The sequence below is a fragment of the Streptomyces cyslabdanicus genome (assembly GCF_052663305.1).
Window position 1 is genome coordinate 35,692 of record NZ_JBQRUW010000063.1, and the last position, 26,265, is coordinate 61,956.

Sequence of the window (26,265 nt, forward strand, 5' to 3'; positions counted from 1 at the left end):
CTGCGAGGATTCGGCACCATGGGAGTGGTAGTACAAAATGATAAAAATTACCCGGAAAGGTTCTTGATTCGCCGACCCCGGATCCGCGGCGGGCTCACGGTGCTCGCCGTCGCCGCCCTCGCCGCCGGCTGCGCGCAGCCGGGCACGCGGGTACGCCCGGTCCCCGGCCCGCCGCACCCCCAGGCGCCGCCCGTCGCCGCCCCCGGCTCCTACGCGGACCGTCTGCGCACCGCCTACGCGCAGCGGGTGGCCGTCGCCCGGCGCTGGAGCCTGGAGCGGGTCCCGCTGATCCCCCCACAGCCGCCCAGGACGAAGCCGAGGGCCACCGCCCGCGCCGGTTTCGAGGTGAGGCACCAGCGGGACTGGAACCTGCCTCCGGTCTTCACGACGGTCCCCACCAAGGACAAGGTCGTCTTCCTCACCATCGACGACGGAGCGGAGAAGGACCCGGAGTTCCTGCGGATGATGCGGGACCTGAAGATCCCTTACACGGCGTTCCTCACCGACGACCTCATCAGGGGCGACTACGGCTACTTCCGGAGGATGCAGGGCCAGGGGGTCACCCTCAACAACCACACCCTGCACCACCCCTACCTGCCGGGTCTGTCCTACGACCAGCAGAAGAGCGAGATCTGCGGCATGCAGGACATCATGGAGGAACGGTTCGGCAAGCGCCCGAGGATGTTCCGCCCGCCCTACGGCAACTACAACCAGGACACCCTGCGCGCCGCCAAGTCCTGCGGCATCGAGTACGCGCCCATCTGGAACGAGGAGGTCTTCGTCGACCACTGGGAGTTCCGCGAGGGTGACCAGCGGCTGCGGCCCGGCGACATCGTGCTCACCCACTTCCGGGGCCGCCGCCAGTGGAACGGCACGATGGCCGACGACATGCGCCGGTTCCTGGACAGGGTCACGGCCGACGGGTACGCGGTGGCCCGGCTGGAGGACTACCTGTGAGGCCGCGGCCCGTCCGGCCGTGGCAGTTGGCCGCGGCCCTGCTCACCACCGCGCTGCTGGCCGGCTGTGCCACGTCCGTCGACCCCATCGAACGGCTCGGACGCAAGGCGGCGCAGGGCGTACGACCGCAGAGCCCGTCGGCCGACCGGACCTACCGGCGCTGGGGACTCGAGGCGCCGCTGCCGGCGCCGCCGAAGCCGCCGGACCGTCCATCCCGGCCCGCGGGCGCCACCCCGCCCGCCGGCCCGCCCGAGGTCGTGGACCGCGTCGCGACCTCCGACCCGGTCGTCTTCCTCACCTACGACGACGGCGCGGAGAAGGACCCGCGGTTCGTCGACATGGTCCGTGAACTGAGGCTGCCGGTCAGCATGTTCCTCACGGACAGCGTCGTCGGGCCGGGTACGGGCACTTCGCGCGCCTGATGTCGGTCGGCGCGGACCTCCAGAACCACACCCTGGACCACCCCTCGCTGCGCGGCCTGCCCTACGGGGGTCAGCGCGCCGAGATCTGCGGCCAGCGGGACAGGATCCGCTCCCGCTTCGGCGTCAGCCCCCGCCTCTTCCGCCCGCCCTACGGCAGGTACGACAGGACGACCCTGCGCGCCGCCGCCGACTGCGGGGTCTCGGCGGTGGTCCTGTGGCGCGGCGTCACGACCGACAACGGCCTGCGCTTCCGGCACGGCCCCCACGAACTGCGCGCCGGTGACATCCTCCTCGTCGCCTCGGGCGACGACGACCTCGACGGCCCGCCCCTGCGCGACCGCACGACCCGCCTGCTCCGCAGAATCCAGGAGAGCGGCCTGACGGTGGGCCGCCTGCAGGACTACCTCTGAGCTTCTCGGCCGAGTCCGGCATCAGGAGCCGGTCCGGCGATTGAGGACGAGGCTGTCCAGGCCGAAGGGGGTCTGGGGGCGCAGCCCCCAGGGCCGGTCACCACAGCAGGGGGCACCTTGCACAGACGTGGGCAAAAACCGCACCCCACCGCCGACGCGCCACGAGGCAATTGGCACTCCGCTTGACCGAGTGCTAACGACGGTCATAGTCTCAGGTCTGGCACTCCCCCCTGGAGAGTGCCAACACAGCGACGGGCAGGTCCGGCACCCGCGACGACGGATCGACCTGGTCGCCACCTCAGACAGTTAACCCCGTGAGATCTCCGAAGGGGGAGGTCGGATCGTGACGACCGCCAGCACCAAGGTTGCCATCAAGCCGCTCGAGGACCGCATCGTGGTCCAGCCGCTGGACGCCGAGCAGACCACGGCCTCTGGCCTGGTCATCCCGGACACCGCGAAGGAGAAGCCCCAGGAGGGCGTCGTCCTGGCCGTGGGCCCGGGCCGCTTCGAGGACGGCAACCGTCTTCCGCTCGACGTGAAGGTCGGCGACGTCGTGCTTTACAGCAAGTACGGCGGCACCGAGGTGAAGTACAACAACGAGGAGTACCTCGTCCTCTCGGCTCGCGACGTCCTCGCGATCATCGAGAAGTAGTTCACCCGCTTCTTCACGAAGCAGAGGCAATTCTGAGCTGCGCCCCTGGCCCCCCGCGACCGATAAGAAGCCGGGCGCCCGGGGCGCAGTGTCTTACCACCAGATTCCGAGAGGGCTCCCGCTGCCATGGCGAAGATCCTGAAGTTCGACGAGGACGCCCGTCGCGCCCTCGAGCGCGGCGTCAACAAGCTTGCCGACACGGTCAAGGTGACGATCGGCCCCAAGGGCCGCAACGTCGTCATCGACAAGAAGTTCGGCGCGCCCACCATCACCAACGACGGCGTCACCATCGCCCGCGAGGTCGAGATCGAGGACCCGTACGAGAACCTCGGCGCCCAGCTGGTGAAGGAGGTGGCGACCAAGACCAACGACATCGCGGGTGACGGCACCACCACCGCCACCGTGCTCGCCCAGGCGCTCGTGCGCGAGGGCCTGAAGAACGTCGCCGCGGGCGCCTCCCCGGCCGCGCTGAAGAAGGGCATCGACGCCGCGGTCAAGGCCGTCTCCGACGATCTGCACGCCTCGGCCCGCCCGATCGACGAGAAGTCCGACATCGCCGCCGTCGCCGGGCTGTCCGCCCAGGACCAGCAGGTCGGCGAGCTCATCGCCGAGGCGATGGACAAGGTCGGCAAGGACGGCGTCATCACCGTCGAGGAGTCCAACACCTTCGGTCTGGAGCTGGACTTCACCGAGGGCATGGCCTTCGACAAGGGCTACCTGTCCCCGTACTTCGTCACGGACCAGGAGCGTATGGAGGCCGTCCTCGACGACCCGTACATCCTGATCCACCAGGGCAAGATCTCCGCCATCGCGGACCTGCTCCCGCTCCTCGAGAAGATCATCCAGGCCAACGCCTCGAAGCCGCTGCTGATCATCGCCGAGGACGTCGACGGCGAGGCCCTGTCGACCCTGGTCGTCAACAAGATCCGCGGCACGTTCAACGCCGTGGCCGTCAAGGCCCCCGGCTTCGGCGACCGCCGCAAGGCGATGCTCCAGGACATGGCGGTCCTCACCGGCGCCACGGTCATCTCCGAGGAGGTCGGTCTCAAGGTCGACCAGGCCGGTCTCGACGTCCTCGGCTCCGCCCGCCGCGTCACCGTCACCAAGGACGACACCACGATCGTCGACGGCGCCGGCAACAAGGAGGACGTGGAGGGTCGCGTCTCCCAGATCAAGGCCGAGATCGAGAACACCGACTCCGACTGGGACCGTGAGAAGCTCCAGGAGCGCCTCGCGAAGCTGGCCGGCGGCGTGTGCGTGATCAAGGTCGGCGCCGCCACCGAGGTGGAGCTGAAGGAGAAGAAGCACCGTCTGGAGGACGCCATCTCCGCGACCCGCGCCGCGGTCGAGGAGGGCATCGTCTCCGGTGGTGGCTCCGCGCTCGTCCACGCCGTGAAGGTCCTGGAGGGCAACCTCGACAAGACCGGCGACGAGGCCACGGGTGTCGCGGTCGTCCGCCGCGCCGCCGTCGAGCCGCTGCGCTGGATCGCCGAGAACGCCGGCCTCGAGGGCTACGTCATCGTCTCCAAGGTGGCGGAGCTGGAGAAGGGCAGCGGCTACAACGCCGCCACCGGCGAGTACGGCGACCTGATCAAGGCCGGCGTCATCGACCCGGTCAAGGTCACCCGCTCCGCCCTGGAGAACGCCGCCTCCATCGCCTCCCTCCTGCTCACGACCGAGACCCTGGTCGTCGAGAAGAAGGAAGAGGAAGAGCCGGCCGCCGCGGGCCACGGCCACGGCCACGCCCACTGAGCGCTGAGCTGAGCTGAGCCGAACCACCGGTGCCCGGCGCCCCTACGGGGGCGCCGGGCACCGGTGCGTCGACGTGCCCGACGTCCGGGAGGCACGGCCGAATCTGCTGTCGGCAGAGAGCGGCAGGACAGCGGGTGACAGCCCGTCAGAATGGCGGCATGAGGAAGAACATGCCCGTGCGCCGGCTGGACCTGGGGTACTTCATCCGGCCCGCGGTCGAGACGGGGACCGCGCAACCGCGCGTGGAGCCCGTGCTGGCCTACCTCGTGCGGCACGACCAGGGTCTGATCCTCTTCGACACGGGTATGGGCTCCGCGGACGGTGAGACCGAAGCGCACTACCGGCCCCGACGCCGTGCGCTGCCGGAGGCCCTGGCGGCGGCCGGAGCAGCCCCCGGGGACATCTCACTCGTGGTCAACTGCCACCTGCACTTCGACCACTGCGGCGGGAATCCCCTGCTGAGGGGCAAGCCCATCCTGGTCCAGGACGCGGAGTTGGCCACGGCCCGCCGGGGCGGCCACACCTTCGACGAGCTGATCGACTTCCCCGGCGCGACCTACGAGGAACTCACCGGCGAGGCCGAGATCCGGCCGGGCGTCTGGATCGTTCCGACTCCGGGCCACACCGAGGGCCACCAGTCCCTGGTGCTCCGCCAAGGCGACGGCACCGTGGTCCTCGCCGGTCAGGCACACGACTTCGCGTCCGAGTTCGCGTCGGACCACCTGGCTCGCCGAGCCGTGCTCACCGGCGCCGAACCACCGCTTCCCGCCTACCGGCCCTGGCTGGACCGGCTCATCGACTTCGATCCCCGCCGCGTGCTCTTCGCCCACGACTGCTCGGTCTGGGAACCGCCACACGACAGCGTCCCGGCGTGACCTTCGGCCCCCGCCCCGTGACGATCTCCGCCTACTGCTCCAACTCGTCCAGCGCCCCCAGTTGTTGCAGCAGCCCCAGTTGGTCGTGCTGCCACCACACCTCGGCGACCTTGCCGTCGTCGCCGAAGCGGAAGACGGTCATGCCGGTCATGGTGACCTGCCGGCCGGTGGGCGCGATGCCGAGGAACTCGCCCCGGTGCGTGGCGGTCCAGGTCCAGCGGGCGCAGACCCGGCTGCCCTGCGCCATCAGGTCCTCGACCGTGAACGAGGCGTCGAAGGCGTCGCGCCACATCCGGAAGTCGCGGCGGATGGCGTCCAGGCCGATGGTGACCTGGGGGTTGACGGGGTCGTGGCTGTGGCAGTCCTCGTCGATCAGGTCGTTGAGCGGCGGCAGCTCACCGGCGGCCGTCAGGGTGCCGTAGAAACGGCGCACGGCGATCTCGTGGAGCTGCTCGTCCCGCACCACGTCCAGGTCCGTGAAGGTGGGCATCTCGTCGCACAGGGCGACCAGGCCCCGGAAGATCTCGTCGGTCTCCGGCAGGTTCGAGCTCCGCATCGCCTCCTCGTACGACGGGAACTCCACCAGCTCGACGACGTGGGCCCCGTCCGACCGGTCCTTGCCGACGACCGTGTGCGTCGCGGTCCGCCTGCCCCCGGTCTTCTCGACCCAGTCGTCCAGCAGCCGGTTCATCTCCTCGAACCGGCTCGTCCTGCAGTCGATGAGCTGTACGAAGGTCATGACGCGCCTCCGGTCCCCTGGCCCGGTCTGGTGTTCCGTCGGTGCCATTTTCCCACCGGGGCGCCTCCGTCACCTCCGCACCGTCACCCGCGTACCGTCACTGCGGTCCGTACTTGCGGCCCGTCTTCGAGGTGATCCCGCCCAGCAGGCCGCGCGGTGCCACCTTCACCAGGCCCATCAGCGCCTTGTACCGCGGGTCCGGGACGGACAGGGTCTTGCCGTGGGCCAGGTCCGTCAGCGCCGCCGCGACCAGCTTGTCCGCGTCCAGCCACATCCAGTTCGGGATGTTGTCCGTGCCCATTCCGGCCCGCTCGTGGAACTCGGTGCGCACGAAGCCGGGGCACAGCGCCATCAGCCGTACGCCGCTGCCGGCCAGGTCGCGCGCCGCGCCCTGGGTGAACTGCACGACCCACGCCTTCGACGCGCCGTACGTGCCGCGCGGCACGAAGGCGGCCACCGAGGCCACGTTCACCACGCCGCCCCGGCCGCGCTCGCGCATCGCCGCGGTCGCCGCCGACGTCAGCCGCAGCACCGCCTCGACGTGCACCTTGAGCATCCGGAGCTCGTCGGCCATCGACACGTCCAGGTAACGGCCCTTGTTGCCGAAGCCCGCGTTGTTGACCAGCAGGTCCACGGGGTCCTTGCGGTCGCCCAGCCGGGCGGCGACCGCCTCGATGCCCGCGTCCGTCGCCAGGTCGGCCGTCAGCACCTCCGCCTCGATGCCGTGCCGGTCGTGCAGTTCCGTGGCCTGCTCCGTCAGACGCTCGGTGGTGCGCGCCACCAGCACGAGGTTGTGCCCGTCGGCCGCCAGCCGCCGCGCGAAGGCGGCGCCGATGCCCGCGGTCGATCCCGTAATCAGAGCCGTTGTCATGGCGAAAGATTAGTGGTCCACGGGGCCCCGTCCCGATCTCTGCACAGGCCCTCCCGATCGGTGACGGACAGGTGACCGTCAAGACGGTGACACGCGGTCAGGTCAGCCCACCTGGTCCGGCGCGTGCCCGGACGCATGCTTCCGCGCGTGCTCCCGCACGTACTTCTCGGCCGTCGCCAGCGCCTCCGGGTGCAGCGCCGTACCCGCCGCGAGCAGCCGGGGCAGCAGCGGGCGCTCGGTCGTCATGGCCCGGAACTCCAGGCCCACGGTCACGTCGTGGTCCGGGCGGTGCACGACCTCGACGGGGTCGCCCGCCCGGATCTCACCGGCTTCGATCACCCGCAGATACGCGCCCGGCGCAGCCCTGCGCGTGAACCGCTTCACCCACCCCTTCTCACCCAGATGGCCCTGGAAGGTCCGGCAGGGAATCCGCCCGCTGGTGACCTCCAGGAGCACCGAGGGGCCGAGCGGCGAGCCGATGCGCCAGCGCTCGCCGATCCGCGCGCCGGTGATGTCCAGCCCGAGCGTGGTGAGGTTCTCGCCGAAGGCGCCGTTGGCCAGGGGCCGGCCCAGCTCGCCCTCCCAGGCGTCGAGGTCCTCGCGCGCCACCGCGTACACCGCCTGGTCGTCGCCGCCGTGGTGCCGCGTGTCGCACACCGCGTCCCCGGCCAGCCCGCTCCCGCCGATCCCCTTCGGCCCCGGCGCCGACACCTCGACCGGCCCGTCCACCGGCCGCTTGCCGATGCCGGTCACGCCCTCCGGCTGGTCGGTGTACGGCACGGCCTCGGCGCGGCCCAGGTTCACTGACAGAAGCTCCATGCGGGCACCGTAGGCGAACGGCGGTCAAAGTGTCGACGTGACAATTCACCGCCCGTCCAAGTTTCACTTATGCTCGGTGGTGTGATCGAGGCTCGTCATCTCCGTGTACTGCGTGCCGTGGCCACCACCGGTTCCTTCTCCGCGGCGGGGCGTGAACTGGGCTGCACCCAGCCGGCTGTCAGCCAGCAGATGAAGGCCCTCGAGGCGGCCGTCGGCACCCCGCTGCTGGTCCGGGCCGGCCGCGAGATGCGCCTGACCCAGGCCGGCGACGCGCTCGTCCGGCACGCCACCGGCATCCTCGCCGGGCTCACCGCCGCCGAGGAGGAGATCGCCGCCATCGCCGGGCTGCGGGCCGGGCGGGTACGGCTCGTCTCCTTCCCCAGCGGAAGTTCCACGCTCGTGCCCACCGCGCTCGCCGCGCTGCGCGCCGCGCACCCCGGCACCCGGGTGTCCCTGGAGGAGGCCGAGCCGCCGAGGTCCGTCGAACTGCTGCGCCAGGGCGACTGCGACGTGGCGCTCGCCTTCCGCTACGAGGGGGCCGCGGACGCCGGGGAGTGGGAGGACCTCGTCGTACGGCCGCTGCTGACCGACCGGCTGGTGGGGCTGGTGCCCGAGCGGCACCGGCTGGCCCGCGCGGGGTCCGTCGCCATCGGCGAGCTCGCGGGCGATCCGTGGATCGCGGGCTGCCCGCGCTGCCGCGGCCAGCTCGTCCAGGTGTGCGAGGGCGCCGGCTTCACGCCCCGTATCGACTTCGCGACCGACGACTACCCGGCGGTGGTCGGCCTGGTGGGTGCGGGACTGGGGGTCGCGGTCCTGCCCCAGCTCGCGGTCGAGTCGGTACGGCCCAGGGGCGCGCGCACCGTGGAGCTGGAACCGGCGGTGCGGCGGGAGATCGTCGCCCTCACGCTGCCCGACCTGGCACAGGTGCCGGCGGTGGCGGCGACGCTGGAGGAGCTGGTGCGGGCCGGGGCCCGCTGAGAACAAGCCGGCACAAGGGGATCGGCTGGCGCGAGGGCACGCGTGGCGCGTGCCCTGCTGCGGCTTGACGCGAACGGATAAGAAAAAACGTTCCTTCAGTTGTCCGAGGCGGTGTCCCCGCTGGTCGACGACGCCGACACCAGCCGGTTCCGTGCCCGCCCCATGAGCTCTTCGCGCTCGTCCTCGGTCAGGCCTCCCCACACTCCGTACGGCTCGCGCACCGCCAAGGCGTGCGCCGCGCACTCCGCACGGACGGGGCACCTCATGCAGACCTCCTTGGCCGAGTTCTCTCGAGCGCTCCGAGCCGCCCCGCGCTCGCCCTCGGGATGGAAGAAGAGCGAGCTGTCGACCCCACGGCAGGCAGCCAGCAACTGCCAGTCCCACAGGTCCGCGTTCGGTCCGGGAAGGCGGGAGAAATCTGCCATTACGTGACCCCTTGTAGCCGTTCGTGGCGGATACGTGGCAACGACCGTACATCTCCGATCTAAGGAGATGAAAATATGACTCATTGCGAATCTAGCCCTAGACACCGAGAAACGGGAAGAAAAGGGGCTAAATGGGGCATAGCTTGTGATGAAAAGTTGAGGGTCTGACGTTCATGTCTGCTCTGTGTCCGTTCCCTCACGTAGAGTGCCGAAGACGGCGTACAGCCCCGTAACTCTTTCGAGTGACCGTCGTTGAGAGTGCGGAGGCGGTTGAGAACACAAGCGCTCGGGCGGGCGTCCGAGACGGTCGACCGCACAGGTGACGATTCCGTACCAGCCTGGAGGCTCAAGGTGACGCGCATCAGCTGCGGAGGACGGCCATGACATCCGTCCTCGTCTGCGACGACTCCCCGCTTGCCCGAGAGGCGCTGCGTCGCGCGGTCGCGACCGTGCCCGGCGTCGAGCGCGTGACGACGGCGGCCAACGGCGAGGAAGTCCTCCGCCGCTGGGGCGCCGACCGCTCCGACCTCATTCTCATGGACGTGCGCATGCCCGGACTGGGGGGCGTCGAGACCGTCCGGCGCCTGCTGTCCGCGGACCCCGGCGCGCGCATCATCATGCTCACCGTCGCCGAGGACCTCGACGGCGTGGCGCTCGCCGTGGCCGCGGGCGCCCGCGGGTACCTGCACAAGGACGCCTCCCGTGCGGAGCTGCGGGCCACGGTGACACAGGCCCTCGCCGACCCCACCTGGCGGCTCGCCCCGCGTCGGCTGCGTTCGGCCGAGATGGGTGCCGCGCCCACGCTCACCGCGCGGGAGATCCAGGTCCTGGAGGGCATGAGCCACGGCCGCTCCAACGCGGAGATCGGTCGTGAGCTGTTCCTCTCCGAGGACACCGTCAAGACCCACGCCCGCCGGCTGTTCAAGAAGCTCGGCGCCTCGGACCGCGCGCACGCGGTGGCCCTCGGTTTCCGCTGGGGCCTGGTCCGCTAGGACGCGCGCGGATCCCGGTCCGGGCCGCCCCGGACCGGCGTACTGGAACGCGACGCCCCCCACGCACGGCGACGAGCGTGGGGGGCGTCCGCCGGCCGGTCATGCGGATCCGTGCCGCTCGTACCTCTCCGCACGGGTCCCGCTCTCCGGCCCCGGGCGGCCGGGAGGCGGCGAGCGGCCGTCGCGGCCCTGTGAGAACGTGGGCCCGGACCGCGCGTGACGTGCCATACCGCATCGCGGACGCCGGTGGCAAAGCGCCCCGCCCGGCGCCTGCTGCTCGTTTCGTCGCGGATGACGCATCCTTGAGGGTGTGGAGTTCCTCGCGGACGAGTTGGTCGAGCGGAAGGGGAGGGCGCAGGGGATGAGCTTCGGCGCACCTGCTCATAACGCTTCGGTGCACAACCACGAAGGCGGTGCCACGGAACGGACGACGTCAAGGCACCATGGACCGATGCGCGACGACCAGGCGGCACTTGCCCAAGGGGCGATCGGTGCGCTCGTCCACCGCGCCGTCGACGGTGACGAGCAGGCCACACACGACCTGCTCGCCCGGGTGCACCCGCTGGCGCTGCGCTACTGCCGCACCCGGCTGTCCCGGCTCCCGGGCGACGCCCGGCACTTCGTCGAGGACCTGGCCCAGGAGGTCTGCGTCGCGGTCCTGCTGGCACTGCCCCGCTACAAGGACACCGGCCGTCCCTTCGAGGCCTTCGTCTTCGCCATCGCCGCTCACAAGGTCGCCGACCTCCAGCGCGCCGCCATGCGGCACCCGGGCTCGACGGCCGTGCCCTCGGACGAGATGCCGGAGCGCCCGGACGACTCCCTCGGCCCCGAGGAGCGTGCCCTGCTCAGCAGCGACGCCGAGTGGGCCAAGAAGCTGCTGGCCAGCCTCCCGGAGAACCAGCGCGAACTGCTGCTGCTGCGCATCGCGGTGGGGTTGACCGCGGAGGAAACGGGACAGATGTTGGGAATGTCACCAGGCGCGGTTCGGGTGGCCCAGCACCGGGCGCTCAGCCGGCTGCGTGCCCTGGCCGAACAGTAGGCGGCGGTCCCGCCCTTCGCCCACCGCTCCGGACGAACGCGTACCGGGGCTCGTGCGGGCGGGCACGCCGGGACGCGTGCCGAGGCTCGTGCGGGGGTGCATGGCGGGACGATTCCGTACGAAGGTACGAAGTGCGGAGCCGCCCGGAATCGTGGAATGAGCAACGCGTGCTTCCCGTTAGCATGGACATCCGCACCGATCAAGGCCATCTGGGGAAGGTGTCATGACTGCCAACGTCGACGGAGTGCCCGAGAAATTCGCGACACTCGGGCTGACCTACGACGACGTGCTCCTCCTGCCGGGTGCATCCGAGGTGCTCCCCAACGCGGTCGACACATCGTCCCGTATCTCCCGCAACGTCCGGGTCAACATCCCGCTGCTCTCGGCGGCGATGGACAAGGTGACCGAGTCCCGCATGGCGATCTCGATGGCCCGCCTGGGCGGTGTCGGTGTGCTGCACCGCAACCTCTCGGTCGAGGACCAGGTCAACCAGGTCGACCTGGTCAAGCGGTCCGAGTCCGGCATGGTCACCGACCCCATCACGGTGCACCCGGAGGCGACGCTCGCCGAGGCGGACGCCCTGTGCGCCAAGTTCCGCATCAGCGGCGTGCCCGTCACCGACCCGGCCGGCAGGCTCCTTGGCATCGTCACCAACCGTGACATGGCCTTCGAGACCGACCGCAGCCGCCAGGTGCGCGACGTGATGACGCCGATGCCGCTGGTCACCGGCAAGGTCGGCATCTCCGGCGTCGACGCCATGCAGCTGCTGCGCAAGCACAAGATCGAGAAGCTGCCGCTCGTCGACGACCAGGGCATCCTCAAGGGCCTGATCACCGTCAAGGACTTCGTCAAGGCGGAGCAGTACCCGAACGCGGCCAAGGACTCCGAGGGCAGGCTGCTCGTCGGTGCCGCGGTGGGTGCCAGCCCCGAGGCCCTGGAGCGCGCCCAGGCGCTCGCCGAGGCCGGGGCGGACTTCCTGGTCGTCGACACCTCGCACGGCCACAACAGCAACGCGCTGAGCTGGATGTCGAAGATCAAGTCGAGCGTGTCCGTCGACGTGATCGGCGGCAACGTCGCCACGCGCGACGGCGCGCAGGCCCTGATCGACGCCGGTGTCGACGGCATCAAGGTGGGCGTGGGCCCCGGCTCGATCTGCACCACGCGCGTGGTTGCCGGCATCGGCGTCCCGCAGGTCACCGCCATCTACGAGGCGTCCCTCGCCGCCCGCCCGGCGGGTATCCCGCTGATCGGCGACGGCGGCCTGCAGTACTCCGGCGACATCGGCAAGGCACTCGCCGCCGGCGCCGACACGGTCATGCTGGGCAGCCTGCTCGCGGGCTGCGAGGAGTCGCCCGGCGAGCTGCTCTTCATCAACGGCAAGCAGTTCAAGTCCTACCGGGGCATGGGCTCGCTCGGCGCCATGCAGTCCCGCGGCCAGGCCAGGTCGTACTCGAAGGACCGGTACTTCCAGGCCGAGGTCGCCTCCGACGACAAGCTCGTGCCCGAGGGCATCGAGGGCCAGGTGCCCTACCGCGGCCCGCTGGCCAACGTCCTGCACCAGCTCGTCGGCGGCCTGCGCCAGACCATGGGCTACGTGGGCGCGGCCACCATCGAGGAGATGGAGTCCAAGGGCCGCTTCGTCCGGATCACCTCGGCGGGCCTGAAGGAGTCCCACCCGCACGACATCCAGATGACGGTCGAGGCGCCGAACTACAGCAGCAAGTAGGCGGCAGGCCGTGCAGGGCGGCTCCGGGAGCATCCGGAGCCGCCCTTGCCATGGGTGTCGGCGATACTGGAAGACGCTGCAACGCATCAGGGAAAGGCCACAGACGTGACTGAGATCGAGATCGGGCGCGGCAAGCGCGGCCGCCGGGCGTACGCCTTCGACGACATCGCCGTCGTCCCCAGCCGCCGTACGCGGGACCCGAAGGAGGTCTCGATCGCCTGGCAGATCGACGCCTACCGCTTCGAGCTTCCCTTCCTGGCCGCCCCCATGGACTCGGTCGTCTCCCCGGCCACGGCCATCCGGATCGGCGAGCTGGGCGGCCTGGGCGTGCTCAACCTCGAGGGCCTGTGGACGCGGTACGAGGACCCGCAGCCGCTGCTCGACGAGATCGCGGAGCTGCCCGCCGGGGCCGCGACCCGCCGCATCCAGGAGATCTACGCCGCTCCCATCAAGGAAGAGCTGATCGGCGCGCGGATCAAGCAGGTGCGCGACTCGGGCGTGGTCACCGCGGCCGCGCTCTCCCCGCAGCGCACCGCCCAGTTCTCCAAGGCCGTCGTGGACGCGGGCGTGGACATCTTCGTCATCCGCGGTACGACGGTCTCGGCGGAGCACGTGTCGTCCTCGCACGAGCCGCTGAACCTCAAGCAGTTCATCTACGAGCTCGACGTCCCGGTGATCGTCGGCGGCTGCGCCACCTACACCGCGGCCCTGCACCTGATGCGCACCGGCGCGGCCGGCGTCCTGGTCGGCTTCGGCGGCGGCGCCGCGCACACCACGCGCAACGTGCTCGGCATCCAGGTCCCCATGGCCACCGCGGTCGCCGACGTGGCCGCCGCCCGCCGTGACTACATGGACGAGTCCGGCGGCCGGTACGTGCACGTGATCGCGGACGGCGGCGTCGGCTGGTCCGGCGACCTGCCCAAGGCGATCGCCTGCGGTGCCGACTCCGTGATGATGGGCTCCCCGCTGGCGCGCGCCACCGACGCGCCCGGCAAGGGCCACCACTGGGGCATGGAGGCCGTGAACGCGGAGCTGCCGCGCGGCCAGAAGGTCGACCTCGGCACGGTCGGCACCATCGAGGAGGTCCTCACCGGCCCCTCGCACACCCCCGACGGCTCCATGAACTTCTTCGGCGCCCTGCGCCGCGCCATGGCCACGACCGGCTACAGCGAGCTCAAGGAGTTCCAGCGGGTCGAGGTGACGGTGGGCGACTCGCAGCACAAGCGGTAGCCACACCGCGGTCACGGTCACGGTCCACAAAAGGGGCCCGGTCACTCGCTCACGCGGGCGACCGGGCCCCTTCGCGTATGCCGGCGTCCGTGCAGGTGGGGGCGCGTAGAGCGGGGCGGAGGCGCACGGTTGCCTTCGGGGCGAATACGCGGGGTACGCCGCGGAACCTCACGCCACCAGCGCTGGAAGCTCGCAGACGACGCATGCGCCCCCTTCACAACCGATGCGCCGCCCCCGTGGGCGCGGCTCCGCAGGTGTCCAGGAGTAGCTGGGCCTTCACCGAGAGGCCCTGTAGGTCGTACGTGCGGTGCTGCTGGAGCAGGATCGTCAGGTCGGCGTCGGCGACCGCCTCGTACAGGCCGTCCGCGCGGGGCACCGGCTGGTCACGCACGCTCCACGCGGGCACGTACGGGTCGTGGTAGCTGACCGAGGCGCCGAGGCCCGTCAGCCGGACGGCGATCTCCTCGGCGGGCGTGCCCTGGAGGTCGGCGAGGTCGGCCTTGTACGTGACGCCGAGCAGCAGGACCCGGGCGCCGCGGGCCGACTTGCCGTGCTCGTTCAGCAGGGCGGCGGCGCGCTGGACGACGTAGCGCGGCATGCGGCCGTTGACCTGTTCGGCGAGTTCCACCATGCGCAGCCCGCAGCCCGCGTGGCCGGCCAGGTCCTGCGGGAGGCCGTGCCCGCCGACGCCGGGGCCGGGGCGGAAGGCCTGGAAGCCGTACGGCTTGGTCTCCGCGCAGCGCACGACGTCCCACAGGTCGACGCCCAGGTCGTGGCAGAGCACGGCCATCTCGTTGACCAGGGCGATGTTGACGTGCCGGTAGTTGGTCTCCAGGAGCTGGACCGTCTCCGCCTCCCTCAGCCCCCGTGCGCGTACCACCTTGTCGGTCAGCCGCCCGTAGAAGGCCGCGGCCGACTCGGTGCACGCCGGGGTGAGGCCGCCGATCACCTTGGGGGTGTTGGCCGGGGTGACGTCGCGGTTGCCGGGGTCCACGCGGCTGGGCGAGTAGGCGAGGTGGAAGTCGCGGCCCGCCCGCAGCCCCGATCCCTTCTCCAGGAGCGGGAGCAGGAACTCCTCCGTGGTTCCGGGGTGCGCGGGCGACTCCAGGATCACGGTGGTGTGCGGGCGCATCTGCCCGGCGAGCGTGCGGGCGGCGGCCTCCACCTGGCTCAGGTCGAGCCCGCCGTCCGCGCCCCGCGGGGTCGGCGCGCAGATCACCGCGGTGCGCACCCGGCCGAGTTCGGCCGGATCGGTGGCCGGCCGGAAGCCCCCCGAGAGCATCCGGCGCAGTTCGGCGGGGCTGAGGGAGCCGGACTCGTTCCCGGTGCGGTACCCGAGGGTGGGGATGCCGGCACAGACGGCGGCCTGGGCCAGGGGCAGGCCGAGCGGGCCGAGTCCGATGACGGCGAGATCTGCGGGCATGGCGTGGGCGGTCCTTCCCGATAACCGAGGCGTGGCAGGCGCGCAAGTCCTGTGGACAGGACGAGCGAGCGCAATGTCAGACTAGGAGTAAATATGACCGTTATGTGGGATTGACCAGCGTGTTTCTCGGTCCACCCGCGGAGTTGTCCACAGGGCGGGGGCGACTGGTGGCTGAAGGCGGGCAACCCGGTCAGAATTTGGGCATGGGGAGGAGGCGGGGGGACACGCTAGAGGCATGGGGGACGGGAACGGGCTTCGCCCGACGGGTGCGGCCGGCGCGAGCGACAGCGGGAGGCAGCGGTGAGGACAGCGACTCTGGGGCCGGCGCAGCGCGCCGAGGCACTGGCGGCAATGGCCGAACGGGAGCTGGACATCCTGGTCGTGGGCGGAGGCGTGGTCGGAGCCGGCACCGCCCTGGACGCCGTCACCCGCGGTCTGGCCACCGGGATAGTGGAGGCACGTGACTGGGCGTCGGGTACGTCGAGCCGGTCCAGCAAGCTGATACACGGCGGACTGCGCTATCTGGAGATGCTCGACTTCGCGCTGGTCCGGGAGGCGCTGAAGGAGCGCGGCCTGCTCCTCGAACGCCTCGCCCCTCACCTGGTCCGCCCGGTGCCGTTCCTCTACCCGCTCCAGCACCACGGCTGGGAGCGCCTGTACGCCGGGTCCGGCGTCGCCCTGTACGACGCCATGTCGATGGCCCGCGGTCACGGCCGGGGCCTGCCCATGCACCGCCACCTGACCCGCCGTCACGCGCTGCGGGTGGCTCCCTGCCTGCGCAAGGACGCCCTGGTCGGCGCCCTTCAGTACTACGACGCCCAGATGGACGACGCCCGCTTCGTGGCCACCCTGGTGCGCACGGCGGCGTCGTACGGCGCGCAGGCCGCCAACCGCGCCCGCGTCACCGGATTCCTGCGCGAGGGCGAGCGGGTCGTCGGCGCGCGGGTGCGGGACGTGGAGGGCGGCGGCGAGTACGAGATCCGCGCACAGCAGATCGTCAACGCCACGGGGGTATGGACCGACGACACCCAGGCGATGGTGGGGGAGCGCGGCCAGTTCCACGTCCGGGCCTCCAAGGGCATCCACCTCGTCGTGCCCAAGGACCGCATCAACTCCGGCAGCGGGCTGATCCTGCGCACCGAGAAGTCCGTGCTCTTCGTGATCCCCTGGGGCCGGCACTGGATCGTCGGCACCACCGACACCGACTGGGACCTCGACAAAGCCCACCCGGCCGCCTCCAGCGCCGACATCGACTACCTCCTCGACCGCGTCAACTCGGTACTGGCGGTGCCGCTCGGCCGTGACGACGTGCAGGGCGTGTACGCCGGCCTGCGGCCGCTGCTGGCCGGCGAGTCCGACGCCACCAGCAAGCTGTCGCGCGAGCACACCGTGGCCCATCCGGTGCCCGGCCTCGTCGTGGTCGCGGGCGGCAAGTACACGACCTACCGGGTGATGGCCAAGGACGCCGTCGACGAGGCGGTGCGCGGCCTCGACATGCGCGTCGCCGACTGCGTCACCGAGGAGATCCCGCTGCTCGGCGCCGAGGGCTATCCGGCCCTGTGGAACGCGCGGGCACGCATCGCCGCCGAGAACGGCCTCCACGCGGTGCGCGTGGAGCACCTGTTGAGGAGGTTCGGGTCGGCGGCGCGGGAGGTCCTCGCCCTCGTCGCCGAGGACCCGACGCTGGGCGCCCCGCTCAAGGCCGCCGACGACTATCTGCGCGCCGAGATCGTCTACGCCGCCTCCCACGAGGGCGCCCGGCATCTGGACGACGTGCTGACCCGGCGCACCCGCATATCCATCGAGACCTTCGACCGGGGCACGCGCAGCGCCCGGGAGGCCGCCGAGCTGATGGCGCCGGTGCTGGGCTGGGACAAGGACCAGATCGAACGCGAGATCGAGCACTACGAGAAGCGGGTGGAGGCCGAGCGGGAGTCGCAGCGCCAGCCCGACGACCTGACGGCCGACGCGGCCCGGCTGGGAGCACCGGACATCGTGCCGTTGTGAACCCGCCGGGGGCCGGCCCACCGCCCCGCACGAGACGCACGACACGTGCTGCGAGGCCCCCGGCGCGCTTATGGCAGGAATGGTCCGAAGGGTCGACACCCTTGGCTTCCCTGTTGTCACGGTCCGTCATTCTCGCGCGTGTCAAAGGCTGTTCGACCCTGCCCGGACGGTTTCCCCAGGGCCCCCTGGGCGTCGCGTGCTCGCCGGGTGAGAGAGAATGAAGGCTCTGTCAGGGCGGGTTGCATGAGGGGACGCATGTCGGACGCGGAGCGGGCGGGAACACCCCGTCAGGACACTCGTCAGGACTCTCTGCAGGACAGGAGCAAGCGCCTTCTCGCCGGGCGCTACCGACTGGGGGACGTGCTCGGCCGCGGCGGCATGGGCACGGTGTGGCGGGCCGAGGACGAGACCCTGGGCCGGACCGTCGCCGTCAAGGAGCTGCGGTTCCCGTCGAACATCGACGAGGACGAGAAGCGGCGGCTGATCACGCGCACGCTGCGCGAGGCCAAGGCGATCGCGCGCATCCGCGACACCAGCGCGGTCACCGTCTTCGACGTGGTCGACGAGGACGACCGCCCGTGGATCGTGATGGAACTCGTCGAGGGCAAGTCGCTCGCCGAAGTCATCCGCGAGGACGGGCTGCTGGAGCCGCGGCGGGCGGCCGAGGTCGGGCTCGCGGTCCTCGACGTGCTGCGCTCCGCGCACGCCCAGGGCATCCTGCACCGCGACGTGAAGCCGTCCAACGTGCTCATCGCCGACGACGGCCGGGTCGTCCTCACCGACTTCGGCATCGCGCAGGTCGAGGGCGACCCGTCCATCACCTCCACCGGCATGCTCGTCGGCGCCCCCTCCTACATCTCCCCGGAGCGGGCCCGCGGGCACAAGCCCGGCCCGGCGGCCGACCTGTGGTCGCTCGGCGGCCTGCTGTACGCGTCGGTGGAGGGCACGCCGCCGTACGACAAGGGCTCGGCGATCGCCACCCTGACCGCGGTGATGACCGAACCGCTGGGGGAGCCCAGGAACGCCGGTCCGCTCAGGGACGTCATCCACGGCCTGCTCAACAAGGACCCGGTCGAGCGGCTCGACGACGCGGGCGCCCGGGCCATGCTCAACGCCGTCGTCAACGCGCCCGAGTCGAAGGACGACGAGCCGGAGCCGCCCGCGGACGCGACCAAGGTCGTCCCGCTGCCCGCGCAGCCGGACCGGCGTACCCGCAAGGGCGGTTCGGCGGGCTTCGGTTCGGGTTCCGGCTCCGGTTCGGGTTCCGGAGGCAGGCGGGGCGAGGAGGCGGGCGACCGGGCCGGGCGGCCCAGTTCCGGGTGGCCCGTGATGACCCCGCCGGACCTGGACCTGCCGCCGCGCCCGGCGCCCAGGGCGTCGCTCACCGACGTGGTGCCGCGGCGGACGCTGTTGATCGTCGCGGTGGTCGTGGTGCTCGCCGTGGTCGGCGCCGTGCTGGCCTTCACGCTCGGCGGTGACGACAAGGGCGGCGACGACAAGAACGCGGCCGGTCGTACGGCCGCCACCGCCGGTGCGTCCGCGGACGCCTCCACCCGGCAGGACGCGACCGACGGTGCCCGCACGGGCGGGGACCGGTCCGGCTCCGCGACGGAGGCCGACGGCTCCAGTGGCACGCCGGCCACGGCCGCCGACGCCGGGACGTCGGGTGAGGACTCCCCTTCCGGTTCCGATTCCGGTTCCCACTCCGATTCCAGCTCCGGGTCCGGCGGGGACAGGTCCGGGGACGACGGCGGTGCCCCCGTGGCCTCGACGTACAAGGGTGCCCAGGGCTTCTCCATCGGGCTGCCCGCGGGCTGGAGTTACGCGAGCACCGACTCCGCGGGGGTCCGCTTCACCGGCCCCGACGGGCAGCGGCTGCTCGTCGCCTGGACGTCCACGCCCAAGGGCGACCCGGTCGCCGACTGGACCAACCAGGAGAAGTACATGGTGCGCTCCCAGTACAAGCGGGTGCGCATAGAGAAGGTGGACTACCGCGACTGGAACACCGCCGACTGGGAGTTCACCTACGTCGACGGCGGGACCAAGTACCGCACCATAGACCGCGGGTTCGTGGTGAACGACCACCTCGGGTACGCGCTGATGTACGGCGCGAAGGCCGCGGCATGGGACAGCGACCTGCGCAAGAGCACCTGGAAGACGCTGACGGAGACCTTCCAGCCGAAGAAGTAGTGAGCGGACCGGTCCCGCCGCCCACCCCCGGGGCCCCGGCCCCGGGTTCGGCGTGCGAGATCCGGCATCCCGTCATTGCGGGTTGCCTCCGGCACGTATCGTGAGTGGTTGCGGACCGTAAGCATCGGGAACGGGACGCGTGGCGAACGGAATTGACCGACCGTGCGGCCGGGGGAGGCAACGTGGACGACTATGCGGGTCGGGTTCTCGCCGACCGCTACCGCCTGCCGCTGCCTCCGTCCGACGAGTACGAACTGACCGAGACCCGGGCCTTCGACACCTACAGCGGACAGGAAGTCCTCCTGCGGCAGGTGCCGTTGCCCGAGGTGGTCGAGGCGGAGGTGCTCGACGCGGACGGGCTGCCCGACGGTTTCACCGCGCGCGACGGAGCCTTTCGGCGGGGACCGGCCCGTAGCGGGCGTTCGGCGGGCGAGGCGCGCGGTGCGCGTACGGCGTCGCGGCGGCCCGCCGATCCGGCGGTGCGGCGGGCGGTGGAGGCCGCGCAGGCCGCGGCGCGGATCCCCGACCATCCCCGGCTCGACCAGGTCTTCGACGTGTTCGCGGAGGGCGGCTCGCTGTGGGTCGTCAGTGAACTGGTCGCCGCGCGGCCGCTGGCCGCGCTGCTCGCCGAGAAGCCGCTGACGCCGTACCGGGCCGCCGAGGTCGCCTCCGACATCCTCATGGCACTGCGCGTGCTGCACGCCCACGGCTGGGTGCACCGCAACATCACCGCCCGAACGGTCCTGGTCTGCGACGACGGCCGCGTGATGCTGACCGGCCTCGCGGTCGGCGCGGCCGAGGAGGCCCTGTGCGGGTACGACCCGGTCCCGTTCGAGGGCACCGGGGACGAGGGCGGTCCGCACGGCGCGTCCGGCACGCCGGGCGATTCCGCGGGCCTCGACGGCGCGGCTGGTGCGGCGGGCCTCGGCGGACCCACCGGGGTCATGGGGGTCACGGGCGGTTTTGGTGGCTTCGCGGGCGGCGCGGGTGGTCCCGGGAGCGGCGCGGGCGCCGTGCCGGCCGATCCCGAGGCCGCCCGGCGGGCCGCGATCGAGGCGCGGGGGGCCGGGCCGTTGCCGCTGCCGGGCCCGGGCGCGGGACCCGGTGCGCCGGGCACGCCCGCGATCCCTGGCCGGCCCGCGGCCCCGGGTGTGCCCGCGCGGCGGACACCTCAGACCGGCGGGGACATCAGGGCGGCGCGGGCCGGGGCGATCGCCGCGTACCGCGCCGGCGCGCGGGCGGCCGCCCGGGTGCAGGAGGCACAGCAGAGCGCACGCGCCGAACTGCCCGGCGCCCGCACGTCCGTCGAGGGCGATCCCCGAGCCGCCGGATCCGCCGCCCCTCCGGGCCAGATCGCCGACCCCTACGGCGTCCAGGCCCCCACCGGTCACGGCACCGGCTCCCCTCCCGGAGCGGCCACACCGCTCCCACCCGCGCCCACCGGCGGTGAGTCGGGCTCGCGTACGGCCCGCACCACAGAACGCGCAACCACCCCCACCCCGGAACCGGGAACCACCTCCGGCTCGACACCCGCCCCCGACATCGAGGGCCCGGGCCCCGGCGGCCTGCCGAGCGTGGGCCCCGGGTTCTCGGGCGGAGGCGAGGATGCCGGGCGCGTGCCGGCCCGTTGGGGCGAATCCGTCGCCGGGGCCGCCGCGCGCCGGGGGCCCGCCACCGCGCTGGCCGCCGAGCGGGCGCGGCAGGCACGGATGGCCGTGGTGGGACCGGTGACCGAGCGCTGGGCGCCGGAACAGGCCGGGCCCGTGCACGAGAACTGGCAGCTGGCCGCACCCATCGGCCCGGCGACCGACCTGTGGGCGCTCGGGGCGCTGCTCTTCCGGGCCGTACAGGGACACGCGCCGTACCCGGAGGAGTCGACCGCCGAGCTGGTGCAGATGGTGTGCGCCGAGCCGCCCGCGTACGCGGAGGAGTGCGGGCCGCTGCGCCCGGTCGTGGAGTCGCTGCTGCGGCAGGATCCCACCGAGCGCCTCGACTTCGAGGAACTGCGCGGCTGGCTGCGCTCGCTGGTGCGCTCCGCGCCCGAGCCGGAGGCCGGCGCGCACGTCATCGCCGTCCCGCCCGCCGACCCGAGCAGGCTGCCCGTCGTACGGCGCCGCGGCGAACTGGTGCGCAGGCGGCGCGCCGGGCTGCCCGCCCCGCACGGACGGCACAAGCGGCAGTCGGGTTCGCCGCGGCGCCTGGGCCGCATGCTGCTTCTGCTCATCCTGCTGCTACTGGCCGGCGCCATCGCCTACGCCATGCTGTTCATGCCGAAGGCCGACCGCGACGGCGCGGCGGGCGGCGACCGCACCGGAACCGCGGGCGAGGCGAGCCCCGCACCGGCGCACTCGCACGGCGACGGCCCGAGCGCCGCCCCGCAGCCCGGCCGGACCTCGCCCGCGGCGGACAACAGCCCTTCGGGGAGCGCAGGTTCGGCCGAGGCCGAGACGCAGACGACCACACCGGACGTCGCCGGCGGCTTCACGCTGCGCAAGGACCCCGCCGGCTTCCAGGTCGCCGTCGCCAAGGACTGGGCCCGTACGCCCGGGAACAACCAGGGCCAAGTGATCTACTCCCAGGGCGCGTTCGAGCTGATCGTGGTGCCCGGACGGGACACCGCGGCGGGGTTCGGCAGCGACCCGATGGTGTACCAGCGGGAGAAGGAGCGCGAGTTGCAGGCCTACCGCGACTCCAGCTGGGCCACCTCCACGGGCCTGCTGACCACTCAGGTCGGCGGACAGGTCATGGCCGAGGGGCAGTTCACCTGGACGGACGCGAGCGGGCGGCAGCTCTTCGTGCGCAACCTGGCCATCCTCGTCGACGGCAAGTACCACGTGGTGCAGGTACGGGGGCCGGAGGAACAACGGGACCGGGTGACCACGCTGTACGAGCAGGCCTCGACGACGTACCGGTACACCGGCTGAACCGCCGGAACCGCCGGAATCCCGGCACCCGGCGAGCGACTACCGTCACAGGGAGGCCTTCTGGGGACCCCGCCGGTTCCCAGCCGGGGGGCCGGTCCCTACGCTGAGCCTGTCAAGACCACTGCGGGGAAACGTGAATCAGATGCAGGGCCTGCTCCTCGCGGGCCGCTACCGGCTCGCCGAAGCCATCGGCAGCGGCGGCATGGGCCGGGTGTGGCGCGCGCACGACGAGGTGCTGCACCGGGCCGTCGCCATCAAGGAGTTGACCGCCGCGCTCTACGCCGCCGGGAGCGACCAGGAGGTCCTGCTGGCGCGCACCCGGGCGGAGGCGCGCGCGGCGGCGCGGATCAACCACTCCGCCGTCGTGACCGTGCACGACGTACTGGAGCACGACGGCCGCCCGTGGATCGTGATGGAGCTGGTCGAGGGCCGCTCGCTGGCGGACGCGCTCAAGGATCGGGACCGCATGGACCCGGCGGAGGCCGCCCGGATCGGCCTGTGGGTGCTGCGGGCCCTGGGCGCCGCGCACGCCGCCGGGGTGCTGCACCGCGACGTCAAGCCCGGCAACGTGCTGCTCGGCCAGGACGGTCGTGTCCTGCTGACCGACTTCGGCATAGCCCAGATAGAGGGCGACACGACCATCACCCGCACCGGTGAGGTCGTCGGCTCGGTCGACTACCTCGCCCCCGAGCGCGTCCGCGGCCACGATCCGGGCCCGGCCTCCGACCTGTGGGCGCTGGGCGCCACGCTCTACACCGCGGTGGAGGGCCTGTCGCCGTTCCGCCGGACCTCGGCGCTGAGCACCATGCAGGCGGTCGTCGACGAGGAGCCGCGCGAGCCGCGGCACGCAGGACCGCTCGCCCCGGTCATCACCGCCCTGCTGTGCAAGGACCCGGCCGACCGGCCGCAGGCGGCGCAGGCCGAGCAGATGCTCGCCGAGGCGGCCGAGGGGCGCAGACCGAGCAGCGCGCAGGCGCACGTGCCCACGCAGCCGCTCGTCCTCCGCCCGGAGACGGCCGCGCATCCCGTCGCCGGGTCCTGGCCGTCGGGCACGACCCCGTACCCGGTGCCGCCGGCGGCCGCCGCACCCGCGGCGCAGCACCACCCGGTCCCGATACCCAGACGCCGCCTGCGCACCCTGGTCCTGGTCGTGGCCCTCGCCGCGCTCGTCGGCGGCGGCACCGCCGTGCTGCTTCAGAAGTGGGACCAGGGCCGGCGGCAGGACTCCGGCACCTCCCAGTCGGCTCCGCCGCAGACCACGCCCTCCACCTCGCCCTCGTCCTCCCCCTCCGCCTCGCCCTCCCCCTCCACCGACAACGCCGACGGCCTCCAGGCCGGCTGGGTGCGCGTCGACGACCCGTACGGCTTCAGCATCGCCGTGCCCGACGGGACCTGGCAGCGGGAGGAGTTCGACGAGGCGACCCACCAGGTCGACTACACCCCCGACGGTGGCAAGCACTTCATCCGTGTCGCGGTGGACGACACGCCGGACTTCTCCACCGCTCACGAGCACCAGCTCGACCTGGACCAGCAGCTCCAGCGGCTGGTCGACTACCGGCGGGTGGGTCTGGAGCCGAACACCTACCGCGACTGCCCGGGCTCCCTGTGGGAGTACACATGGACGGCCCTGGCGAAGGACACGCCGTTCCCCGGCCCGCGCCACGCCATCGAGGAGACGTACTTCTCCCGCGAGGGCGTCGAGTACGTGATCTACATGTCCTCGCCGGAGGAGGACTGGGCGCGCACGCGGCAGCAGTTCCAGACCGTGCTCCAGAGCTGGCGGCCGAGGGCCGGCTGACCCCGGTCGGGCCGCGCCGCCCGTGAGGGATCCCGCCCCCGCATTCCCGGACCACGGACACGATCCGTGCCGCCCGGATACGGAGCGAAAGCGGGCGACCTGGGGGTCCCCCCGGCGAAGCTGGGGGAGTGCTCACAACCGTGCGGGGCACACGGCTGAGCACGAGTCCTGGCATCAGGACTCACTCCCGCTCAGTCTCCGGGAACGGTAGGTCACGGGTCGGTGACCGGATGCGCCCCCTGGTGGAGCCGGCGGAGGCGGTCGCGATATGGATGGACCCATGAGCAACCACGGGGGCGCCCAGCACGGGGCCGACGATCCGACGACTTTCGCCCTGCAACCGCCGGACCGGCAGGCGTGGGTGCCCAATCCGCACAACCCGTACGCCGCGCCCGCATCGGACGGCGGAGGCGGGCAGCCGCAGGGCACCGCACCCGGGCAGCCGCCCAGCGCGGTTCCCGCGCAGCCGCAGCCGCAGCCGCAGCCGCAGGAGCAGGACCCCGGCGCCGGCCGGCTGATCGACGGGCGCTACCGGCTCCTCGCGAAGCTCGGGCACGGCGGCATGGGGACCGTGTGGCGGGCCAAGGACGAGACGGTGGACCGCGAGGTCGCCGTCAAGGAGCCCCGCGTCCCCGACCATCTCCCCGAGCGGGAACGGGCCAACGCCTTCGAGCGCATGCGCCGCGAAGCCCGCGCCGCCGCCCGGCTCGACCACCCCGCGGTCGTCAACGTCCACGACGTGGCCGTCGTCGACGGGCAGCCCTGGATCGTGATGGAGCTGGTGCAGGGCCGCTCACTCGGCGCCGCGCTCCAGGAGGGCACCCTGGACGCCCGCGAGGCCGCCCGGACCGGCCTGGAGGTGCTCGGCGCGCTCGAGTCCGCGCACGCCGCGGGCATCCTGCACCGGGACGTCAAGCCGGACAACATCCTGATCGGCCGGCACGACCGGATCGTCCTCACCGACTTCGGCATCGCGCAGATCGAGGGCGAGACCAACCTGACCGACACCGGCGGCTTCGTCGGCTCACCCGAGTACATAGCCCCGGAACGGGTGCTGGGGCAGCGCCCCGGCCCGGCCTCCGACCTGTGGTCGCTCGGCGTGGTCCTGTACGCGGCCACGGAGGGCGTCTCCCCGTTCCGCCGCAGCAACACCCCGGCCACCCTCCAGTCGGTCCTCAACGCCACGCCCGCCCCGCCGGCCGCCGCGCAGGGCCCGCTCGCCGAGGTCATCACCGGCCTGCTGCACAAGGACCCGGCGCACCGTCCGCCCGCCGCGCGGGTCCGGGCCCTGCTGGAGGCGGCCGCCGCGCCGCCCGCCCCGGAGCCCACGCAGGTGGTGCGGTACGCGCAGGCCGCTCCCGGCGGGCCGCGCGGCCCCCGGCTCGGGCGCGGGGCGTGGCTCGGGCTCGGCGCGGCGGTCGTCGCGGTCGCGGTGACGGCGTACGTCCTCATCGCCCGCCCGTTCGCGGGCCCGCTGCCCGAGGACTGGGCGACCCATCACGAGAAGGACGTGGCCGCCACGATCGCCGTGCCGAAGGACTACCAGAGGCAGGTGCCGGACCGGAAGAACGACAAGAAGCACTGGGTGACCTACAGCGACTGGAGCGGCAGCATCACGGTCGGGCTGATCCTGCTCAAGAAGACCGAGGAACCGGAACGCTCCATCAAGGATTCCGCCGCCGCCCAGATGTACGACGAGAACGGCACCTACAAGCAGTCCGGGGACTACGCACTCGACATGCCGGAGAACCCGGCGACCCACCCGAAGCAGTCGACGTACCAGGGCAAGCAGGCCGCCGAGAACACGATCGTCTACACCACCGACGACAACACGCACCCGATGCCGCGCGAGTTGCGGATGTTCTACTACAAGACCTCCGCGGGCGACCTGTACAAGCTCACCATCGGCTATCCCGGCAAGGGCGACTTCACCGAACGCGGCCGCGAGGTGGCGCGCGCGGCGATCGCCAACCTGGAGCTCGACCGTCTGTGACAACGCCCTGATCAGCGCATTCGTTGCCAGTGATCACTGGCGT

At 72.1% G+C, this 26,265-nt stretch carries 19 protein-coding genes and 2 pseudogenes; 16 read left to right on the plus strand and 5 right to left on the minus strand.

What is annotated here, in order from left to right:
* The first annotated feature begins 18 nt into the window (after positions 1–18).
* The 5 genes and pseudogenes from ACTYVM_RS32145 to ACTYVM_RS32165 all read left to right on the plus strand — a co-directional run bounded on the left by ACTYVM_RS32145 (position 19) and on the right by ACTYVM_RS32165 (position 5,068).
* Entirely contained in the window at positions 19–957 is a 939-nt protein-coding gene (locus ACTYVM_RS32145) for a polysaccharide deacetylase family protein (RefSeq protein ID WP_445529350.1), read from the plus strand.
* Positions 954–1,789: pseudogene (locus ACTYVM_RS32150) on the plus strand (polysaccharide deacetylase family protein). Before ACTYVM_RS32145 ends, ACTYVM_RS32150 begins: the two are co-directional and overlap by 4 nt.
* A gap of 343 nt (positions 1,790–2,132) precedes the next feature.
* Positions 2,133–2,441, plus strand: a complete 309-nt coding sequence (gene groES, locus ACTYVM_RS32155; RefSeq protein ID WP_100569792.1) for a co-chaperone GroES — start codon at positions 2,133–2,135, stop codon at positions 2,439–2,441.
* Between the two features lie 126 nt (positions 2,442–2,567).
* On the plus strand, positions 2,568–4,193 hold the full coding sequence (gene groL / locus ACTYVM_RS32160) for a chaperonin GroEL (protein WP_445529351.1): 1,626 nt from the start codon (positions 2,568–2,570) through the stop codon (positions 4,191–4,193).
* Between the two features lie 158 nt (positions 4,194–4,351).
* Positions 4,352–5,068: an MBL fold metallo-hydrolase gene (locus ACTYVM_RS32165; RefSeq protein ID WP_445529352.1), complete on the plus strand. Its 717-nt coding sequence runs from the start codon at positions 4,352–4,354 to the stop codon at positions 5,066–5,068.
* Between the two features lie 31 nt (positions 5,069–5,099).
* On the opposite strand, the gene ACTYVM_RS32170 is transcribed toward ACTYVM_RS32165, so the two are convergent.
* The 3 genes from ACTYVM_RS32170 to ACTYVM_RS32180 all read right to left on the minus strand — a co-directional run bounded on the left by ACTYVM_RS32170 (position 5,100) and on the right by ACTYVM_RS32180 (position 7,497).
* Positions 5,100–5,807, minus strand: a complete 708-nt coding sequence (locus ACTYVM_RS32170; protein WP_445529353.1) for an ester cyclase — start codon at positions 5,805–5,807, stop codon at positions 5,100–5,102.
* Between the two features lie 97 nt (positions 5,808–5,904).
* On the minus strand, positions 5,905–6,678 hold the full coding sequence (locus ACTYVM_RS32175) for an SDR family NAD(P)-dependent oxidoreductase (RefSeq protein ID WP_445529354.1): 774 nt from the start codon (positions 6,676–6,678) through the stop codon (positions 5,905–5,907).
* A 102-nt stretch (positions 6,679–6,780) separates the two neighbouring features.
* Entirely contained in the window at positions 6,781–7,497 is a 717-nt protein-coding gene (locus tag ACTYVM_RS32180) for an MOSC domain-containing protein (RefSeq protein WP_445529355.1), read from the minus strand.
* Between the two features lie 81 nt (positions 7,498–7,578).
* On the opposite strand from ACTYVM_RS32180, the gene ACTYVM_RS32185 reads away from it, so the two are divergent.
* Positions 7,579–8,475 carry a LysR family transcriptional regulator gene (locus tag ACTYVM_RS32185; RefSeq protein WP_445529356.1) on the plus strand — a complete coding sequence of 299 codons (897 nt, stop codon included), beginning with the start codon at positions 7,579–7,581 and terminating at the stop codon, positions 8,473–8,475.
* Positions 8,476–8,570: 95 nt separating this feature from the next.
* Here ACTYVM_RS32185 and ACTYVM_RS32190 read toward each other — a convergent pair whose 3' ends face one another.
* Positions 8,571–8,900 carry a WhiB family transcriptional regulator gene (locus ACTYVM_RS32190; RefSeq protein WP_358733963.1) on the minus strand — a complete coding sequence of 110 codons (330 nt, stop codon included), beginning with the start codon at positions 8,898–8,900 and terminating at the stop codon, positions 8,571–8,573.
* Between the two features lie 380 nt (positions 8,901–9,280).
* Between ACTYVM_RS32190 and ACTYVM_RS32195 the strand changes: the two genes are divergently transcribed.
* From ACTYVM_RS32195 to ACTYVM_RS32210, 4 genes are all read left to right on the plus strand, one after another.
* Positions 9,281–9,892 carry a response regulator transcription factor gene (locus tag ACTYVM_RS32195; RefSeq protein ID WP_003948568.1) on the plus strand — a complete coding sequence of 204 codons (612 nt, stop codon included), beginning with the start codon at positions 9,281–9,283 and terminating at the stop codon, positions 9,890–9,892.
* 451 nt (positions 9,893–10,343) lie between these two features.
* Positions 10,344–10,931, plus strand: coding sequence for a sigma-70 family RNA polymerase sigma factor (locus ACTYVM_RS32200; protein ID WP_100569800.1), 588 nt, complete (start codon positions 10,344–10,346; stop codon positions 10,929–10,931).
* 223 nt (positions 10,932–11,154) lie between these two features.
* The gene (gene guaB / locus ACTYVM_RS32205) at positions 11,155–12,657 is read left to right on the plus strand and encodes an IMP dehydrogenase (protein WP_445529357.1); all 1,503 of its coding nucleotides are present in this window, start codon (positions 11,155–11,157) and stop codon (positions 12,655–12,657) included.
* Between the two features lie 105 nt (positions 12,658–12,762).
* On the plus strand, positions 12,763–13,887 hold the full coding sequence (locus ACTYVM_RS32210; protein ID WP_445529358.1) for a GuaB3 family IMP dehydrogenase-related protein: 1,125 nt from the start codon (positions 12,763–12,765) through the stop codon (positions 13,885–13,887).
* A gap of 214 nt (positions 13,888–14,101) precedes the next feature.
* Here the strand turns inward: ACTYVM_RS32210 and ACTYVM_RS32215 are convergent, their stop codons facing one another.
* Complete coding sequence (locus tag ACTYVM_RS32215) at positions 14,102–15,310, minus strand: nucleotide sugar dehydrogenase (RefSeq protein WP_445529359.1); 1,209 nt, start codon at positions 15,308–15,310, stop codon at positions 14,102–14,104.
* A 300-nt stretch (positions 15,311–15,610) separates the two neighbouring features.
* Here ACTYVM_RS32215 and ACTYVM_RS32220 point away from each other — a divergent pair, with 300 nt between their 5' ends.
* The 6 genes and pseudogenes from ACTYVM_RS32220 to ACTYVM_RS32245 all read left to right on the plus strand — a co-directional run bounded on the left by ACTYVM_RS32220 (position 15,611) and on the right by ACTYVM_RS32245 (position 26,222).
* The gene (locus ACTYVM_RS32220; protein WP_445529360.1) at positions 15,611–17,317 is read left to right on the plus strand and encodes a glycerol-3-phosphate dehydrogenase/oxidase; all 1,707 of its coding nucleotides are present in this window, start codon (positions 15,611–15,613) and stop codon (positions 17,315–17,317) included.
* Positions 17,318–17,572: 255 nt separating this feature from the next.
* Positions 17,573–19,507, plus strand: a complete 1,935-nt coding sequence (locus ACTYVM_RS32225) for a serine/threonine-protein kinase (protein WP_445529361.1) — start codon at positions 17,573–17,575, stop codon at positions 19,505–19,507.
* A gap of 182 nt (positions 19,508–19,689) precedes the next feature.
* Complete coding sequence (locus tag ACTYVM_RS32230) at positions 19,690–22,431, plus strand: serine/threonine kinase C-terminal domain-containing protein (RefSeq protein ID WP_445529362.1); 2,742 nt, start codon at positions 19,690–19,692, stop codon at positions 22,429–22,431.
* 142 nt (positions 22,432–22,573) lie between these two features.
* A complete protein-coding gene (locus tag ACTYVM_RS32235; RefSeq protein WP_445529378.1) occupies positions 22,574–24,229 on the plus strand; it encodes a serine/threonine-protein kinase in 1,656 nt (551 codons plus the stop codon).
* Between the two features lie 9 nt (positions 24,230–24,238).
* Positions 24,239–24,440 (plus strand): annotated as a pseudogene (locus ACTYVM_RS32240) (hypothetical protein); the annotation flags it as partial.
* A 69-nt stretch (positions 24,441–24,509) separates the two neighbouring features.
* On the plus strand, positions 24,510–26,222 hold the full coding sequence (locus tag ACTYVM_RS32245) for a serine/threonine-protein kinase (RefSeq protein WP_445529363.1): 1,713 nt from the start codon (positions 24,510–24,512) through the stop codon (positions 26,220–26,222).
* The last annotated feature ends 43 nt before the right edge of the window (positions 26,223–26,265 follow it).